This is a genomic window from Lentilactobacillus sunkii DSM 19904 (assembly GCF_001435575.1).
Classification (GTDB): Bacteria; Bacillota; Bacilli; order Lactobacillales; family Lactobacillaceae; genus Lentilactobacillus; species Lentilactobacillus sunkii.
In genome coordinates this window covers 19,534-38,463 of the sequence record NZ_AZEA01000002.1, presented here as the reverse complement: position 1 = coordinate 38,463, position 18,930 = coordinate 19,534, and the positions used below count along the sequence as shown (strand labels likewise).

Here is an 18,930-nt window from a genome sequence, read left to right as displayed (position 1 = left end):
ATGGAAAATCGCGTATTTGTCATTACAGGAGCTGCCGGCAGCGGCAAGACCACTGTTCGGGACTACTTACATGATCAATATAAAATGGCGCGGGTGATCACCCACACCACCAGACCGCCCCGGGACTATGAACGTGACGGTGTCGACTACTATTTTGAAGATGAGCATTCTTTTTTTGAAAATCATTTTTTGGAATCGGTTCACTATGCAGGACAGTACTATGGTTCATCTTATGAGGGGTTGGAAAATGCCTGGGAGAAGTCCCCGCTGGCGACAATTGTGCTGGATACAGCCGGTGCCATTACATATAAGGAAAAGTTGGGCGAAAAGGCTGTGATTATTTTTCTGCAGGTCGGTGATACCAACGAGCTTCAACGTCGAATGCAGGGCCGTGGCGATAATGCCGAAATGGTCGCCAAACGCGTCAGCAGCAAGGAGTACAACCGGGATCTCGAGATGCCTTACGAATTACAGGGCAAAGCCTACAAAGTAGTGAACCATGATTGGGAACAGACTCGCAGTCAAATTGATGAGATTGTTGAGAAATACCGTGGCTAGCTGTCGGGATAGTTGTTGCTGGTCAGGGATTATGGTAGTATGCAATAAACAGTAATAATTACTTATTAGAGGTGAATGGCATGCCTGCATCTATCGAACAAGCAACCAAGGTTTTAAAAGAAAATAATTTTAAGATGACCAAACAACGCCGTGCAATGATTGAGTTTTTAGTGGGAACAGCGACACATAAATTTGTCGAAGTCACCAGCATCGATGATTTCATGCGCAAAACTTTTCCGAATATGAGTCACAACACGATTTACCGCAACATTTCCGAGTTTGCCAACTTAGGGATCGTTGAACGTCAGGTCCAGGGCGACCGGGCATCAGTCAAATTTCAGTGTGATTTCCAACACGAACATCACCACCACTTTATATGTAGTAACTGCGGTAAAGTGATTGAATTAAAAGATTGTCCACTGAGTCCGGAGATCACATCTCAATTGGATGGCTGCGAAGTCACCGGCCATCTGTTCCAGATCTACGGTTTGTGCCCTGATTGCGTCAACTTAATGAATAATTAACTAATTATTTAGGATTCGTTCAGATTAATGTGCGATAATTGAGGCTACAAAATTTAGTAAGGAAGTTTTTTGAATGGATAACAGAATTCCACCATTAATTACGCCGTTTGCCATTCTGTCTATTTCTTTGGCACTTGGCGCTACCAACGTTGTGGTCAACAATGTCACGTCCACAAATGAAGGAACCCCTAGAACCACTCAAACGACCAATCAAAAGAAAATTTCAGATTCAATCTACGGCAAGAAGAAAAAGACTGACGATTCCGATGCCAAAACTAAAGCGGAAAAGGCAAAAGAAGAAGCAGAGAAGAAAAAGGCGGCAGAGGAATCTTCTGCGGCCAAAGCATCATCTGAAAAGGCAGAAAGTGAAAAGAATGCCAGCTCATCAGATGATCAAACGACTAATGATACAACAACGAATAATAATACGGATACCAATAAGTCCACAACTACTGGTGGGACAACCAACAAGGGTACAACTACCAATAAAGGAACAACTACTGGCGGCGGGACTGATAATTCCAATACCAATACAAATGGAACCAACACTCAAACCAAAAACAATGATTCCGATGCCTCATCCAGTAGTGCTGGGACAACCGGAACAACGACACAGAATAATAATGATGCCAACGCCAATATTACAACCGGCAACACAGGGGAGGGAGGCAACTAATGTTTAGTTTTTTGGACATGGTTAACCACTACCTGGGTTACTTTAATATTAACGTGACTCTTAAAAGTCGGATCTATACGGTCCTTGGATTCTTTGGCGATATTTATCTGTTTTACATCAGCTTTAGATTCCTTCAAAATCAAATGTTTACCAAGGGCATTCTATTGCTTCTGGTTGCCATTATTTTGATGTACTTCACAGCCTGCAACTTCTTCTATTACTTTACCAAGAGGCAGCCGTGGTTTGATATTTCACCCAAGCTGGCCAAAGTGTTACACATTCAGGAGCATCCTCGAGAAACTCAGGTTGAATCCAAGATGGGCACAACCGTGATCTCAGAAGAACGGAACGTTCCAGCGAATGGACTGTTTGATGATCAGCATCTGCTTCCAGCTAAGGTTGAAGTGAGTCCCATCCAACAGGCCAACATCGACCGGTTAGTTGCTCAAATGGAACGTCAGCAGCTGTTTCAAGCAGACTATAATGGCATGAACGATCGCAAGATTTTTGAGCTGTTGAAGGTTAACAGCAAGCCGGTCTACGCAATCGGCAAAGGTGTTTTGATGCCTTATTTCGAGATGCGCAAGCAAGGATCGGCTTTGGTCATCTATTGTGGGTTAAACCAGTCGGAAATCTATCCGGTCGGCGAGATTAGACGAGTCGGGCTTCAGTCTGTTAGTTCTTTGGACCTGACTCACGTTAAGTTGTATTTGGCGTCAGTGACACTCGTTGGCGGACCATACAAGCAAATTGGTCGGGCTGGTGTCATCGAAGCACCTCAAGATTATACGTTAAGAGCAATGGTTGCATATAAGAAACTGTAAATGAGAGGAATCAATCATGAGAATCAACGTTTTACAGCACACCCCAAACGAGGGGCCGGGATCAATTCAAGACTGGGCACACGCAAAGGGTCACCAGATGTATATTTATCATCCGTATCAGTTTGGCCATTTTCCAAGCGCCGATGAAACCGATATGCTGGTCATCCTTGGCGGACCCATGAGTCCTAACGATGATTTACCATGGATCAAGCAGGAACGGGACCTGATTAAGCAGTTACTGGCGAACAATACCCCAATCTTTGGGGCATGCTTTGGTGCCCAGCAGATTGTTAAAACGCTTGGGTATCAAGTTACCAAAGGGCCTGCAAAGGAAGTCGGCTGGGCGTCGGTTTATCGAAAGTCGGAAGTAATCCCCGGGCTGCCAAGCCAGCTGACCGCGTTACACTGGCATGAAGAGATGTTTGAAATTCCTGATGGTGCCGATTTGTTGTTCTCAAGTGACGATCTTGAAAACCAGGGATTCGTATTGAATCATCACGTGGTTGGCTTACAGTTCCATTTTGAACCAAAGGAAGACAACGTCCGTGAAATGGTCGTTAATGATTTTCCTTATATTGAAGGATCGGTATTAAATCAGACGGCTGACGAAATCTTGGCCCGACAGGTGCCGGCCGAAAATAAGAATGTGATGTTTCAGATTCTTGATTATATTTCAGAAAATCAATAATTTAAACTCAATCAGGCTTAATCCTGCAATCGTTTCGGTTGCGGATGGGGCCTGATTTTTGATTACTCTAATCTCTCATTTTTCATACATAATATGAGCATTAGATTAAAGTTTATGCAAATAAAGGTTTCCCTTTTCACTTATTGTGAATTATAATTAGATAATTACCCAAAATTATGCATCCATATTTGTTGTGAATGACGATTTGCTTATCGCTTCATTAGGCGGTTGGCAGGAAATGTAACATGATAGTAAAATTTTTGAAACATTTTTTTGACCAATCAAATTTTTTAACATATTATGGAAGTAGTATCATTCTTAGGCGATTTTAATAATCAGCCTGAAAGCATTGGAGGAAAATGACATGGCAATGATCGAGTTTAAAGATGTACAAAAGTATTATGGCGATTTCCATGCTTTAAAGGATATCAATTTAAAGATTGAAGCAGGTGAAACCGTTGTTTTAATCGGTCCCTCAGGTTCTGGTAAGTCAACTTTGATTCGGACAGTTAATGGTCTTGAACCCATTCAGGAAGGTAAATTGATTGTTAATGGTCAGGATTTGGCCAATAAGAAAACGGATGTTAACCGGATTCGCAAGAATGTCGGCATGGTGTTCCAGCATTTTAATTTGTATGCGAACAAGACGGTGCTTGAAAACATCATGTTGGCACCCAGAATTGTGTTGAAACGGCCGGAAAAGGAAAACAAAGAATTGGCAATGCAGCTGCTGGATCAAGTTGGCCTTCAAAGCCAAGCTAACAAGCTGCCTGCCCAATTATCCGGTGGTCAGGCACAGCGTATCGCAATTGCCCGATCACTTGCAATGAGACCCAAGTGCCTCTTGTTTGATGAGCCAACCAGTGCGTTGGATCCTGAAATGATCGATGATGTTTTGAACGTTATGAAAGAGATTGCCCAAGATTCCGACATGACAATGTTGGTTGTTACCCACGAAATGGGATTTGCTCGTGAAGTTGCCAACCGGGTTATCTTTATGGATGACGGTCGGATTTTGGAAGATGACACAAGTGATAAATTCTTTGATGGTGAACCCTCCAATGAACGTGCACGACAATTTCTTGGAAAAATTATTACGCATTAAAAATTTCATTATTGGGAGGTTGCATCATGAAAAAGATCATATCAAGAATTGGGTTGTTATTAACCCTCCTCTTAATGGTCGTCTCGTTAAGTGCCTGTTCAAGTTCGGCATCACAAAAGAATGTGTTGAAGGATGATAAGCAGACTAAGACGATCACTTGGGGTGTTAAAGCTGATACCAAGCTGTTTGGGCTCATGGATGTTCGAGACAACCAGATCAAGGGATTTGAAATTGATTTGGCCAAAGCCATGACCAAACAAATTCTGGGCAAAGATGGTAAAGCAAGATTCATTCAAGTTACCAGTCAAACCCGGATGCCGTTACTTCGAAATGGTAACATTGACGCCATTATGGCAACCATGACAATTACCCCTGAACGGGCTAAACAAGTTGACTTTTCCCGTTCATACTTTGATGCTGGGCAAGCCATCCTCGTTAAGAATGGTAGTCCAATCAAGAACGTGAAGGATCTGAACCATAACGGCGCCGTTGTTCTTGGTGTTGTGGGTTCAAATTCTGTTCAAAATATTAAAAAGTTCGCGCCAAAGGCTAAAGTTCTTCAACTGTCAGATTATTCTCAAGCATTGACTGCCTTGAAGTCCGGTCAGGGTGATGCATTAACCACTGATAACGGTATTCTTTATGGTATGTCAATTGAAAACCCAGGATATTCGGTTGTCGGCGGGACATTTACCAAAGAACCATATGGTATCGCTGTTGATAAAGGCCAAGGCCAGATGAGGGATGCTATGAACAGCGCGTTGACCAAAGTTGAAAACAACGGCCAATACAACAAGCTCCTTTACAAGTGGTTCCACAAGGTTAAAGGATTTGATTTTAGGGGGGCAGAACGATGATAAGTATTTTTCAAAATTATGGTGGTGCCCTGCTTTATGGTTTGGGTCAAACACTTCTCTGCAGTATTATTGCATTGATTTTCGCATTGATCATAGGTTCCGGATTCGCCATTTTGGAAGTTGTCCCCAACAAGTTCTTACGAATCATTGCAAAAATTTATATCGAAGTATTCCGGAACATTCCATTACTGGTTATCACAATGTTCTTCTACGTTGTTATTCCAATGTATATTGTTGAGATCAGTGGGTTTGTTTCCGGTACCATTGGACTGATTCTTTATTCCTCAGCATTTATCGCCGAAACGGTTCGTTCAGGTATCCAATCTGTTGATCCAGGACAGATGGAAGGTGCCCGTGCCAATGGATTGAGCTTCTGGCAGGGGATGCGTTACATTGTCTTACCACAGGCATTTAGATACGTTATTCCACCACTGGGCAACCAGTTCATTAACTTGGTTAAGAACTCTTCAGTCCTAGCCTTTGTTGCCGGGTTTGATTTGATGTATCAAGGTAACGTGATTGCTTCTGACTCACTGCAAAGTATGAGCACTTACCTTTGTGTCGGTGTTCTGTATCTGATTTTGACTTTGCCGTTGAGTTATTACATGCGTTATCTTGAAAAGAAATTGGCATAAAGGAGGAATCGAGATATGTTAACAGTCTTAGGTGCGTATTCATGGATTAACATCAGGTTCCTTCTTGAAGGGGCTTGGGTTACGATCCTGGTTTCCGTTTGTTCGATTATTCTGAGTTACATCTTCGGTGTTATCTTAGGAATTATCAGATATGTTCAAATTAAATATTTATCAGCGATCGTCGGGTTCGTGATTGATATCATCCGTAACTTACCATTGATCCTGATTATCTTCTTTACCTATTTTGGATTACCAAATATCGGCTTTAAGCCGGATCCAATCTGGGCCTCGGTGATTGCCATGGCGATCTTTGAATCGGCGATGGTGGCCGAAATTGTCCGTGCCGGAATTGTCTCAATTCCAACCGGGCAAATGGAAGGTGCCCGGTCAACAGGAATGTCTTATTGGCAGGCGTTGAGATATATTATCCTGCCGCAAGCCATCAAGAACATGATTCCAGCCATTGTTAGTCAATTTATTTCCTTGGTTAAGGATACTTCATTGGCCACAATCATTGTGCTGCCGGATTTGATGAACCATGCGCAAATCATTTACGGGCAAAACACCAACTACACAATTCCAATGTTCTTGGCGTTAGCCGTCATGTACTTCATCGTATGTTACTCACTGTCACTGCTTTCACAGTACCTCGACCACAGACTGGGAACAGCCAAGAAGTCGGGCGAAGTGGAGGAAGTTGTCCAGAGTGCGGAAAGGTAGAGAGTGTGACGAGCAACGGGTGAGGCGGTTTCTAAGGGTACTTTGATTGAAGTCCTGGGTTTGGGACTTTAATCAAAGTGCACTTAGAAGTTAGCCTCAGTTGCGTCGGAACACGTTTTATCCAAATAACAGTGAACCAACCACCAAAAACAAAATTAAAATTTACCCTTCGAAATAGGATAGCAAAACATTATTCACAAATATTAATCAAAACCCGAGTCAACTATCATGAGGTAAGTTGAATCGGGTTTTTGTATACTTTAATTAATACATGAGAGGCTTGAATTTGCCTTTTTAAATTTTAAGGACCCTTCCCATATTTTGACTCCAAGACACAAGCAGGGCCCCAGAAAACTGAGGCCCTGCTTTAACTTATTCAGCTGAATTACTTAAACGCTTTGACGTAACGACCGTTACCGGTTATCCAGCCACCGCTAACTTGATAACGCAGGCTGCCATACTTATTTGGATTGTACTTTTGTGAGTATGCAGTTTTCTTAACTTTGAGAATTGAGCCTTTTCTGATAGTACCATTCTTCTTAGCTAAGTTTGCATCTCGGTAACGGTAAATGGTCTTCTTTACTTTGATATGTTTGGTAAATTTTACATTACCAAATTTTACCAATTTCCGATTACCAGTGATATACATGCCGTTGGTCAATACATACCGGGTGGTTAAGTTGTGACGAACAAACTTGACGACTTTCACTTTAGTACCTTGTTTGATATTCCTTGTCTTGCCAGTCAGGTTCTTGTTCCTGTATGCATTCACACCAGTTGGATTAATCACAGTCAAAGTCTTGTGATCGCTTTGGTAGTATACCGGACGAACGTAATTCCACGATCCGGTAATATAACCGATCTTTCCGTCAGACTTGCTGTGATGGTTGACATCTCTGACTTTGAATCGGAGCTGACCATTTGAATCATGATAATCTCCTAGGACAACAAACATTGGCCGATTGATTCGTGGCTTTTGAACGTATTTCATGATTCGTTGTGATTTGTTGAAGTTGACGTGTTTGTATAGATAAAGCTTGTTAATGCCATAAACAACGGTGTTCTTTTGAACATTCTGTTGCCCATTTTCACCGGCGTTACCATTTCCATTGTTTCCAGGTGTCGGCTGTGGAGTAGGTGTTGACGGAGTTGTTTTTGCTTTGACAACGACTTTGGTTGTTGCAGACATTTTGCCGTTAGTATAGGTAACATAGTAGGTTCCAGCTTTGGTCGTGTCGACATAATCGCCGCCCACTCGAATGTTACTAAACGATACTGGTTTACCTTGGGCATCAGTTGCAGAAATGAATCCCATTGTTGGACTCCAACTCTCACCAACGGTCAAATCAACTTCTGGGTTGACTTTAATGCTGGTTGCGTCTGGACTGACAACAACTTTTGTCCAGACTGTCTTGGAACCGTACGTATATGAAACGTTGTATTGCCCAGGTTTCCTTGTATTGACCTGATCACCGCCGACAGTAATCTTGTTGAACGTAACTGGATTTCCATTGGCATCCGTAGCTGAAATAAATGCAGACTCAGGTGTCCAAGTACCATTAATCGGTAGATTGATTTGTGGTTGGACTTTTACATCTGTTAAATCTTTGACGGGTGACTGCTGCCAAACGTAGGTTTCAGTTATCGCAGGACGTTCTGTCATCAACTTATTGCTAGTCCAGTAGTTTTCTTTTCCGGCTGGTTGATGGTCCGTCCCAGTTTCAACTGGTACCCAGAACGGTGCTGTGTTTTTGTATTGTGCTCCATTTGGATCGGAATCAGGGATGATGCGGTTATCACCTGGAACGTCGCTTAAACGAACACTTGCGTCTACGGCAAAATCTTTTCCAAGTGTCAGTTTCCATAAATTAGGACAATCCCAGAAGAGTCCATCCCATCTCGTTACTAGTTTAGTATTGAAGCTACTGAGGTTTAATTGTTGAAGATTGGTATCTTCAAGAAACATCTGCTTCATATTTGTGACCTTATCAGTATTAAAGTTGCTCAGATTAAGCGCAGTTAAGTTTGAATCGGAACCAAACATATTCGACATGTTTGTAACATTATCAGTAACAAAGTTTGAAACGTCTAACTTTTCCAAAGAACTGCATCCGCCAAACATCAGCTCCATATCTGTTACTTTACTGGTATCAAAATGTGAAACATTAAGACTCGGTAAGGAGCTGTCACCCACAAATGTAGCATTCATGTTGGTTACGTTAGGAGTATTCCATTTCGAAACATCTAGCTCAGTTAATGAATTGCATGCTCCGAAGGTATAAAATAGCTTTTCAACGTTGCTTGTGTCCCAGTTGGAGACATCTAGTGTTTTTAATGCTTTGTCAGCATAAAAGACACTGCTCATATTGGTAACATTACCGGTCTTCCAATGAGAAACGTCCAAGCTTGCTAAGCTCAGATCATTGTCAAACAGACTTTCCATATTTTTAACTTTACTTGTATCCCATTTTGCAACATTTAACGCTGTTAGTTTGGAATCATCATGAAACATGCTGTCCATATTGGTAACATTACCTGTGTCCCAGTTAGAAACGTCTATGGAAACCAAGTTATTATCTCCGGAAAACATAGTCCGCATGTTTTTAACTTTGCTGACGTTTAAGTTTTGAGCACCTTTGACTTCCGTCAATTCAGGGAAGAAGCCGAATTCTTGTTGTGAATCTGCATCTGCATATACCCCTGGTTCGATTATGATAATTGCTGCGTTTTGTTGTACGGGCCATGCCACTCCGCCTTGGAGTGTTCCTGTCGTGCCCTTAGGACTAATGGTCAATGTCTTACTTGACGCATTGTATGTCCATTTGCAACTCCCATTAGTTCCTGTTTGGTCAGAATCGTCGGCTTTCACGGACATGGGCTGAACCAAGTTGCTTAGAAAGTTTCCACCTTTTAAGTTATTGCTCAACGACTGGTTGGCGGTTAACTGAATGTCATTCTCGGGTAAAGGTGGGGCGCTTGCACGGACTGAACAACTAGGACTCCAACTCAACATAAGTAGCGCTGCTGCAGTTGATATCCCAAATAAACACATGTCAGATACAGCGTGCAACTTTTTTCTAGAATAGAACATAATTATTCCCCCTTGTTCTAATGACGAGTTCAGGTCAATAAAATCAACGGCCTAAACTTTTCGGTTTCATTATAGCATCCATAACTATTTATGTATTACGTTTTGCTCGCCGTTTTGTTTTGCTGATAACGTCAAAAAATCCCTGTTGAATGTGCAGATGCGCACACATAACAGGGATTTACCATAGATGTTCAATTATCCAAATAAATAAACTTTACTTTCATAAGGCCGAATTTCAGCACCCTTATCATCATCATAATTACTGATGACCAACTTTGATGCCTTACCTTGATCATAGTCCCGTGTAACAGTCTGATCCGTGAAGTTACTGATGACCAACAGCGTTTTACCTTCATAATGGCGTCGGTAGGCGAATACCAGGTCATCATCAGGGTCGAGTTCTTCATAAGTACCGAATTTCACTAAATCAGAATCATGACGCAACTCGATTAGTTTTTGGTAATGATAGAAAACTGATTGTTTATCTTCAACAGCTTCTTTGGCATTAATATCCTTGTAGTTGGGATTTAGTGCGAACCATGGCTTAACGTCAGTGAAACCGGCATTTTTGCTGTCATCCCACTGCATCGGTGTTCTGGCATGATCACGTGAGCGGCTGTTGAGGTATTTCAGCATCGTTTGCGGATCGACAAGCTTTTCCTGATCAACCAACTCATGCCAGGAATTGAGGGCTTCCAGATCTTCATATTGATCCAGGCTGGTGTATTGAACGTTGGTCATACCCAGTTCTTCGCCTTCATATACAAACGGCGTTCCCTGCATCATGTGAAGGGTGGTGCCGAGCATTTTGGCTGCTCGTACCCGATATTTTGGATCATCGGTGGCAAACCTTGAGACGGCTCGCGGCTGGTCGTGGTTGTTCCAATACAGACTATTCCAACCTTTGCCATCAAGCGCTTTTTGCCAACGTGACAGTGCCTGCTTTAACTCGGTTAACTTGACCGGGGTATCGTCCCATTTACCCAAACGTGGATCTGGATTCGGTGATAAGTGAACATGCTCGAACTGGAAGACCATGTTCAATTCATGACTATCCAAGCCCGTATATGCAATTGCGTCCTTGGGGGTTGAGCCGGGCATTTCACCAACCGTCATGACATCATAGTGCGAGAGAACCTTGTCATTCATTTCATGCAGATAATCGTTTAATTTAGGACCATCAGCCACTAAGTCTTCGACAATCCCGTAAGTGGCAGGTTCCGGTGCGTCGGGTAATCCAGCCGGCTTTGAAATCAAGTTGATAACGTCCATTCTAAAACCATCGACGCCTTTGTCCAGCCAGAACCGCATGATGTTCCAAACCGATTCGCGGACCTGGGGATTCTCCCAATTCAAATCAGGTTGGCCGGGAGAGAATAAATGGAGATAGTATTGCCCACGCTCAGGCACATAGGTCCAAGCCGGTCCGCCAAAAGCAGCACTCCAGTTATTGGGTGCATGGCCGTCTACCGGGTCACGCCAAATATAATAGTCGGCATACTTGTTATTCTTTGATTGTTTGCTTTCTTGAAACCAACGATGCTTGTCGGACGTGTGGTTCACCACCAGGTCCATTAAGAGCTTCATGCCGTGATGATGGATTTCTTTAAGCATCTGATCAAAGTCCGCCATTGAGCCATAAGTTGGCAAAACCTTTTCATAGTCGGCGATGTCATAACCGTTGTCTTTTAAGGGTGAGTCGTAAATTGGGTTGAGCCACAAGACATCAACACCTAATTTTTGCAGATACGGCAGCCGGCTGACGATGCCCGGCAGATCGCCGATACCATCATGGTTGCTGTCTTGAAAACTTTGTGGATAAATCTGATAAACAACGGCATTTTGCCAACATTTGTGTGTCATTAGTATATGTACCTCCATTAAAGTCGGCCACTGAATTAGATGGCCTGTTTCGTTGATATTAACATCAGTGATGTGTGTTTGCAATCCCTATATCATCGTATCACAAACGTTTGAGTAAAAAACAAGGATAACCCCATATGGTATAATTGTCAGCAGAGAATTAGCCGAAGATAATGTGGGTTGAGAGGTGATTAAATGGCTGCAACAATCAAAGATATTGCCCGGATTTCAGGTGTTTCACCGGCAACAGTATCAAGAGTCCTATCCAATCAAAAAGATTTTTACTCGGAAAAGACCGCAAAAAAGGTCCGCGAGGTTGCCAAAAAGTTGGGTTACCAACGGAATAAAAACGCGGTTGAGCTGGTTACCCGGCGCAGCAATGTGATTGCCGTGCTGGTCAGCTAAACGGAGACAAACTTTTCCGATCAGATTTTGAAAGGGATTCAGCAGCAGGCCCTTGTCCGTGGGCTGAGTGTCATGATCATATTTGCCGGTGAAGGGGATGCAGCCGTCCAAGCAAAAGCAATTCAGACAGTGATTGAACGATCGGTTATGGGAATTCTACTGGTCGCAATTGATTTGGATCCCGCAAATGAAACCTTATTGGAAAGTGCCAATATCCCATTTCTATTCATATCAATGACGTTGAAAAACAGCGAATTTCCTTTTATTTCGTCAAATGATTTTGATATTGGCTACCAGGCCACCAAGTATTTAATTAATAAGGGCCATCGTAAGATCGGCTTCATTGCCACTGATCTGCACTCGTTTATCGGTAATTTACGGTATGAGGGCTATCGGGATGCGATGCGTGACAACCAACTCGAATTCAACGAGGACTGGGTGCGCCACGGCCATTTTACTTATTCTGACGGGGTCAGTGCCATGAAGCACTATGGAAAAGACACAGAACTTACCGCAATGATTGCTTCCAGTGACCTCGCTGGAATTGGCATCCTCAATCAGGCGATGAGTTATGGCATGAAGGTCCCAGACAGATTGGCCATTCTTGTAGTTGATGGCACTTATCTTTGTGATATTGTCCGACCGAAGCTGACAAGCCTTACCCAATCTTTCTTTGAGATGGGCGCCAAGGGGATGGACATGTTGGTCAGTGAGTCGTTCAAAGACTTCTATTCGATGTATACGCCAATCAAAATTACTGAACGTGAAAGTGTCTAGGAGGCAATCAATATGAAAGCAGTCGTATTACGACACCCGGGTGGACCGACCGCCTTATCTTATGAAGATGTACCAATGCCTGAGATTAAAGATGGGTGGACATTGCTGAAAGTGAAAGGATTTGGAATTAACCGCTCGGAAATCTTTACCAGAAATGGCTGGTCCCCGTCGGTTAAATTGCCGCGGATCCTTGGCATTGAATGTGTGGGGGAGGTTGTTGAGACAACTGATCCAAAACGACTTCAAAAAGGTCAAATTGTGGTTTCTGTCATGGGTGGCATGGGGCGTGCATTTAACGGTAGTTATGCAGAATATACATTATTGCCAAATAACCACATCTACTCAGTTGATACCCAACTCGATGTTCAGGACCTGGCAGCCGTTCCGGAAACATATGGGACAGCGTATGGTTCCTTACTTAAATTGCGCCTTGATGATGCTGATTCGCTGCTTATTCGTGGTGCAACCAGCGGGGTTGGGGTGGCAGCCGGAAAATTGGCTCGGGCGATGGCACCGTCGATTAAGTTGGTAGGTTCAACAAGGCATTTGGAAAAAGCGGACGAACTTAAGAAAGTCGGCTTTGATGAAGTTGTCCTCGATAAAGACAATCAACTCCAGACTGATAAGAAATACGATCGGATTCTTGAACTGGTTGGTGCCCTCTCATTGCCGAATTCAATGCAATTCATTAAGAATGAGGGCATTACCTGTGTCACCGGTGAACTCGGTGGTGTATGGGATCTCACTCATTTTGAACCCATTTCTCAACTGAATGGTGGTTATTTAACCAGCTTTGAATCAGGAGCCCTTAACCAACAGAAGTTCGATGATTTGTTCGATATCATTAATGATAATCAAATTGATGTGGCACCAACCAAAACGTTTGATCTGAAGCATACTGCTGATGCTCAAGCTTATCTTGACAGTCATGATAGTTTTGGAAAAGCAGTTGTGATACTTTAAATGAACGCATTCAAAAAGCCCACAAGCAGGTTGTTTGTGGGCTTTAATGGTTCAATGATTAATCTTCATTATCGATCGATGCGCTTTTTGCAGCTTCACGTTCACGATATTTTTTACTTTCATAGTAGAATACGGGGATTCCAACTGCGACAAAGATGAATGACGTTAAAACACCCGGAAGATCCGACATGATTTCACTGACAATCACGAATAGAGATCCACCAATCGCCAGGATCGGTGTGATTGGGAACAAGGGTGTTGAGAATACCCGGTGCTGGTTGGGGTTGCGTTTTCTTAACAAGAAGACACCAACGAATGCCATGACATAGAAGCAGTACACAGTGAAGATACATAATTCTGAAAGACGGTCAGCGTTAGAGAAGATGATCATGATCGTAACGATGATCAATTCTGCGATCGTTGAAAAAATTGGTGTATGCGACTTTGGGTGCAGGTATGACAAAGTCTTTGAGAATGGCAGCTGGCCACGTTTTGCCATTGCGTACATAATCCGTGGGAAAGTCATGACCTTACCGTTCATACAGCCAACGATTGAAATGATGATTCCGATACTGAGAATTTTTCCACCAACTTCACCAAATGCCTGGTTGGCAATGTAAGGGATGGCACTAGTGCCCAAACGGTGAATCTGTTCTGCTGGAACTGAACGGTAAACACCATAGGAAACCAACAGGTAAATGACAAGGACGGCTAAGATGCCAAGGGTAATGGCTTGTGGCAGTAATTTACGAGGGTTCTTAATTTCACCACCCAGGTTGGCAACCAAAATCCATCCGTCAAAAGCGAATAAAGTAGCTAAGATGGCAACCCCAAAGTTGCCGGCGGATTGATGAACATGAACCAGGCTTTGACCAAAGGCGTTTTCGTTACCGAAGAAGAGGCCGAAGATAATCAAAGCTGCAACTGGAACCAATTTGCAGACGGTCGTAATAATAGCAAAAGTAGCACCATAACGGTTAGAGAATAAATTTAAAATACCGACTAAGATAATTGTGACAATGGCAAGAATGGCATTGTACTTACTTGGGAAGCCAAAGAAATCGGATAGCAAAATCGCAAGGTAGGCGCCAAGCGAAGCAATCATTGCCGGGCCATAGATAATGATCTGCATCCAGCCGGACAAAAAGCCCCAAAGCTTACCATAAATCCGCTCCATATAGACGTACAGGCCACCGGTTTCAGGCATTTGCGAAGCAATTTCAGCAATTGTCAATCCAGCGGTGATAGTCAAAATACCACCGGCAAGCCAAGCAAACAGGGCCATTGATGTTGAGCCGGCGTCGTCTAATACGGCTGATTGACGGACGAAAACACCGGCACCGATAATTGTTCCAATCACAAGTGATAGCGCTGACCAGAGGCCAAGGTCTCTGTCCAACGTGACTTCCTTTTGTTCTTTCATGGTTGTTCTTCCTCTCTTCTCATCTCAAAAATTACGAAAATAAATAAACCTCAAAATTGTTCTTAACCAGTTACTTACTCAGCTGGTAAGACGTACTTTTCAAATCGTTTGGCATCAACATCGTTTAACTCCGCCGTGATGACTGTGCCATCATCGCGGTAGTCGGTTTTCTCGATATTGGTGTTTTCATTTAAATAGGAAACAATGTCGCCGGCACTAAATGGAATCAGGAGTGTCAGCTTCTGATAGTTCTTAAAGATCTTTTCTTTAATCATTGTGGTTAATTCCTGCAGTGATTTTTCGTCCATTGCTGACATGATCAGGTTATCGCCCTCTCTTGATGGGAAGGTGACTTCCATCTTATCGGCTTTGTTCAAAGCGACAATCATTGGAACCCCGGTGACGCCGATTTCATTCAAAGTATCTTCGGTGGTCTTCATCATCAATTCACGATGGGGATCGGAATAATCGACAACCTGAACTAACAGGTCAGCGTTAGCTGCTTCGGAAAGGGTGGACTTAAAAGCTTGAACCAATTGGTGAGGCAGTTGACTGACGAACCCAACGGTGTCACTTAATAGGAAACGTTTTTGATCCGGAAGGGTCAGCTTTCGGACTGATGTGTCCAATGTGGCAAACAACATGTTCTTAACCATAACCTGTTTGTCTTCATTTTCACCAAAGAGGTTGATCATGCCGTTCATAACGGTTGACTTGCCGGCGTTGGTATACCCGACAAGGGCAACGGTCGGCATTTCACTGCGGTCACGCTGCTTGCGCTTGGTCTGATCCGCCTTGGCTGTTTCTTTAAGTTCCTGGTTAACATGGGTAATTCGTTTTTCAAGGGTCCGGCGGTTTAATTCATATTGTGATTCACCGGCACCACGGTTGGTGGCCCCACCAGCACCACTGCTGGTACCGGTTTGCTGGTCCAAACGCTGGCTGGCACTGGTATGCAAACGTGGCAGCTGGTATTTTAATTTGGCAAGTTCAACTTGAAGTTTGGCTTCCCGGGATTGTGCCCGGTTGGCGAAAATTTCAAGAATCAGGCCGGTTCGATCGATGATTCGTGCATGGGTGTTCTTTTCGATATTTCGAATCTGGCTGGGTGACAATTCATCATTTGCCACGACGGTGTCAACACCATCATCAATGATGACTTGTGTCAGCTCTTCAATCTTGCCTTTACCGAAGTAGGTGGCGGGATCTGGTTTGTCCAATTTTTGGACCAGGGTTTCAACAACCTTCATATTATTTGCTTCAGCCAGGTTATTCAATTCTGTCATTGAATAATCAAAGCTGCTTGAACTTCGATTGAGTCCAATCGTTACTACAGGAGTTAAGCTTTCTTGTAAATCCATGTGGTGCCTCCTAATAAATTATGTGTTCAAGTATAACACACAAATGTAATTAATTCGTAGACAAAGTGTGGATGACATGGAGATGAAACAATCCCCTTTTCACAATTATTAGAGAAAATGTGATCGAATGTTATGAATTGGCTGTTATTACAGCAACCAATCTAATTGTATACGTTGCATCCATTGGTAATAAAGAATTGCCGAATTTGTAAAATTGGCATTGATTTTAATCAAATTTTAATTTAAAATGAATAAGTTCACAGATAATACATAAACAGAAGGGAAGTTTCATATTTATGAGAACAAAATCATTATTAAAGATCGGTGGCGTTGGACTACTCACCGCTCTTGTTTTAGCGGGGTGTGGCAGTAAGTCTTCCGATTCAGGCAGCAAAAAGCAATCTGCCAATTGGATGGTGGCTGCTAACATCAATACTATGGATGCGTCAAAGATGACCGATTTGATTTCGAGTCAAAACATTAACGCAACTAATGAAGGCCTTTTGAGAATGTCCAAGAACAATTCAGTTGTTCCTGGAGTTGCCAAAAATTATACCGTTTCAAAGGATGGTAAAACTTGGACATTTAATCTTCGTCATTCGAAGTGGAATGACGGCAAGCCGGTTGTTGCAAGTGACTTTGTCAATTCATGGCGACGAACTGTTAATCCAAAGACCGCTTCACAGTATGCGTATATCTTCAATAACATTCCAAATGCCGAAAAAATCAATGCCGGCAAAATGCCTTTGTCGAAACTTGGTGTTAAGGCGGAAGGTAACTACAAACTGGTTGTTCACTTAATTAAGCCACAAAGTTACTTCAAGTACATGGTTGCTCAAAGTTACTATTTCCCTGAAGAAACTTCTGTCGTTAAAAAGTATGGCTCCGCTTACGGAACTGATGCTCAAAAGAATGGTTACAATGGTCCATTTGTATTAAAGGGTTGGAACGGTACCAATGATAATTGGAAACTGGTCAAGAATCCTAAGTACTGGAATGCTAAGTCAATTAAGCTTAATACTTTGAACATCCAAGCAATCAAGGATCCAAACACTGCTTTGAATGGGTATCAAAGCGGCAAGCTGGACTTCACGACATTAAGTGGAACGCAAGTTAAACAGTATAAGAACGATAAGAACTATCACTTGTACAAACAAGCTTCTATCTATTACCTGGAAATGAACGAGAAGAAATTCCCAATGTTTAAGAACAAGAACATCCGGAAAGCATTCTCACTTGCAATTGATAAGAAACAACTTGCCAACAAAGTGCTCGCTGATGGTTCACAGGCACCTAAGGGATTTGTTTCAGATGATATGTCACAACGTAACGGTAAAGACTTTGCGGATGAATCATACGTTAAGAGTGCCGTTTCATATAACCTGAACGAAGCCAAGAAGTATTGGGCAAAGGGATTGAAGGAAACCGGCAAGAAGTCGGTTAACCTGACGTTACTCTCAGATGATACTGATGTTGCCAAACGTTCAACTGAGTTTATCCAGAGTCAGTTGACAAAACTCCCTGGTGTTAAGATTACCAACCAAAACGTACCATATAAGACCCGTCTGGCACGTTCTGCAAGCGGCCAATTTGATTTGGTTATTAGTGCATGGAACGCTGATTATCCAGATCCAAGCAACTTCTTGGATATCATGACTTCCAAGAATGCATACAACAATGGTAAGTGGGGCAACGCCAAGTATGATGCGTTGGTTAAGAAGTCTGAAGGAACAGATGCTGCCAATGAAGGCGCTCGTTGGAAAGACATGGTTGAAGCAGAAAAGGTTCTGATGAATGATCAAGGAATCGTTCCATTGTATCAACCAGCAATTTCAACATTGATGAAGCCAAAGATTCAAGGCGTGGAATTCTTCCCAACAGCACCACAGTGGAATTGGAGTAAGATTAGTGTGAAATAAGTGTGCGACGAGACCCGTTTAGGGACCGGAGTACAAGGAAAAGCAGTCAATGATGAACGTTTCGTGTTCATCGTTGACTGCTTTTTCTTGTACAGTAGGCCCCTGGGTCGTCGGAGCATAGCTCAAAGGCCGAAGGGAGCAGTAAATAAAATAACAAACACAAATCCCGCAGCCTCAAAACAAATGACCAATGCGAGCACAAACCCAAGCAGTCAATGATGAACGTTTCGTGTTCATCGTTGACTGCTTTTCCTTGTACAGTACCAAGTAGGCCAGGCAGTCTTTTAGCCGGCAACACCGCCGAATAACTAAGCCATAAAACGCACACCCAACTATCACAACGATGTCACATTTGGGATAAATCCGCTCCTTTTATACACAATTCTTGCATATCCCACATTTGCACTCCCTCCTCATATTGTGAGTAAAGGATTGATTGAATCTGTGAATCGATTTACACCTTGTGCGGTCCATTGTCATAATTGGTTGGTATTTTACCCGGAAAATCATTTCGACCAATCATTTCACTATTTATTTATAA

The 18,930-nt window shown here is 42.8% G+C and carries 15 protein-coding genes and 1 pseudogene; 12 read left to right on the top strand and 4 right to left on the bottom strand.

Annotated features, from left to right (window positions below; translation table 11 throughout):
- From FD17_RS02250 to FD17_RS02210, 9 genes are all read left to right on the top strand, one after another.
- Positions 1-558, top strand: coding sequence for a guanylate kinase (locus FD17_RS02250; RefSeq protein WP_057823565.1), 558 nt, complete (start codon positions 1-3; stop codon positions 556-558).
- Positions 559-638: 80 nt separating this feature from the next.
- The gene (locus FD17_RS02245; protein WP_057823231.1) at positions 639-1,082 is read left to right on the top strand and encodes a Fur family transcriptional regulator; all 444 of its coding nucleotides are present in this window, start codon (positions 639-641) and stop codon (positions 1,080-1,082) included.
- 73 nt (positions 1,083-1,155) lie between these two features.
- Complete coding sequence (locus FD17_RS02240) at positions 1,156-1,758, top strand: hypothetical protein (RefSeq protein WP_057823229.1); 603 nt, start codon at positions 1,156-1,158, stop codon at positions 1,756-1,758.
- Positions 1,758-2,582 (top strand): DUF6681 family protein, encoded by an 825-nt coding sequence (locus tag FD17_RS02235; RefSeq protein WP_057823226.1) that lies wholly within the window; start codon positions 1,758-1,760, stop codon positions 2,580-2,582. Before FD17_RS02240 ends, FD17_RS02235 begins: the two co-directional genes overlap by 1 nt.
- A gap of 16 nt (positions 2,583-2,598) precedes the next feature.
- Positions 2,599-3,270 (top strand): type 1 glutamine amidotransferase, encoded by a 672-nt coding sequence (locus FD17_RS02230; protein WP_057823224.1) that lies wholly within the window; start codon positions 2,599-2,601, stop codon positions 3,268-3,270.
- 364 nt (positions 3,271-3,634) lie between these two features.
- On the top strand, positions 3,635-4,375 hold the full coding sequence (locus FD17_RS02225; RefSeq protein ID WP_057823223.1) for an amino acid ABC transporter ATP-binding protein: 741 nt from the start codon (positions 3,635-3,637) through the stop codon (positions 4,373-4,375).
- A gap of 26 nt (positions 4,376-4,401) precedes the next feature.
- A complete protein-coding gene (locus tag FD17_RS02220) occupies positions 4,402-5,232 on the top strand; it encodes a transporter substrate-binding domain-containing protein (protein WP_057823221.1) in 831 nt (276 codons plus the stop codon).
- Entirely contained in the window at positions 5,229-5,867 is a 639-nt protein-coding gene (locus FD17_RS02215) for an amino acid ABC transporter permease (protein WP_057823220.1), read from the top strand. The genes FD17_RS02220 and FD17_RS02215 overlap by 4 nt, the downstream gene beginning before the upstream one ends.
- Before the next feature lie 15 nt (positions 5,868-5,882).
- Positions 5,883-6,587, top strand: a complete 705-nt coding sequence (locus FD17_RS02210; protein ID WP_057823218.1) for an amino acid ABC transporter permease — start codon at positions 5,883-5,885, stop codon at positions 6,585-6,587.
- Positions 6,588-6,972: 385 nt separating this feature from the next.
- On the opposite strand, the gene FD17_RS02205 is transcribed toward FD17_RS02210, so the two are convergent.
- Both FD17_RS02205 and FD17_RS02200 read right to left on the bottom strand, forming a co-directional pair.
- Positions 6,973-9,678, bottom strand: coding sequence for a BspA family leucine-rich repeat surface protein (locus FD17_RS02205; protein WP_057823217.1), 2,706 nt, complete (start codon positions 9,676-9,678; stop codon positions 6,973-6,975).
- 195 nt (positions 9,679-9,873) lie between these two features.
- Complete coding sequence (locus FD17_RS02200; protein WP_057823215.1) at positions 9,874-11,541, bottom strand: glycoside hydrolase family 13 protein; 1,668 nt, start codon at positions 11,539-11,541, stop codon at positions 9,874-9,876.
- 195 nt (positions 11,542-11,736) lie between these two features.
- Here FD17_RS02200 and FD17_RS02195 point away from each other — a divergent pair.
- Together FD17_RS02195 and FD17_RS02190 are read left to right on the top strand one after the other, a co-directional pair.
- Positions 11,737-12,723, top strand: a pseudogene (locus FD17_RS02195) (LacI family DNA-binding transcriptional regulator).
- 12 nt (positions 12,724-12,735) lie between these two features.
- Positions 12,736-13,686, top strand: a complete 951-nt coding sequence (locus FD17_RS02190) for a zinc-binding dehydrogenase (RefSeq protein WP_057823213.1) — start codon at positions 12,736-12,738, stop codon at positions 13,684-13,686.
- Between the two features lie 58 nt (positions 13,687-13,744).
- Here FD17_RS02190 and FD17_RS02185 read toward each other — a convergent pair whose 3' ends face one another.
- Together FD17_RS02185 and hflX are read right to left on the bottom strand one after the other, a co-directional pair.
- Complete coding sequence (locus tag FD17_RS02185) at positions 13,745-15,109, bottom strand: APC family permease (protein ID WP_057823211.1); 1,365 nt, start codon at positions 15,107-15,109, stop codon at positions 13,745-13,747.
- 74 nt (positions 15,110-15,183) lie between these two features.
- Positions 15,184-16,470: a GTPase HflX gene (hflX, locus tag FD17_RS02180; RefSeq protein ID WP_057823210.1), complete on the bottom strand. Its 1,287-nt coding sequence runs from the start codon at positions 16,468-16,470 to the stop codon at positions 15,184-15,186.
- Between the two features lie 296 nt (positions 16,471-16,766).
- Between hflX and FD17_RS02175 the strand changes: the two genes are divergently transcribed.
- The gene (locus tag FD17_RS02175) at positions 16,767-18,389 is read left to right on the top strand and encodes a peptide ABC transporter substrate-binding protein (RefSeq protein ID WP_057823208.1); all 1,623 of its coding nucleotides are present in this window, start codon (positions 16,767-16,769) and stop codon (positions 18,387-18,389) included.
- The last annotated feature ends 541 nt before the right edge of the window (positions 18,390-18,930 follow it).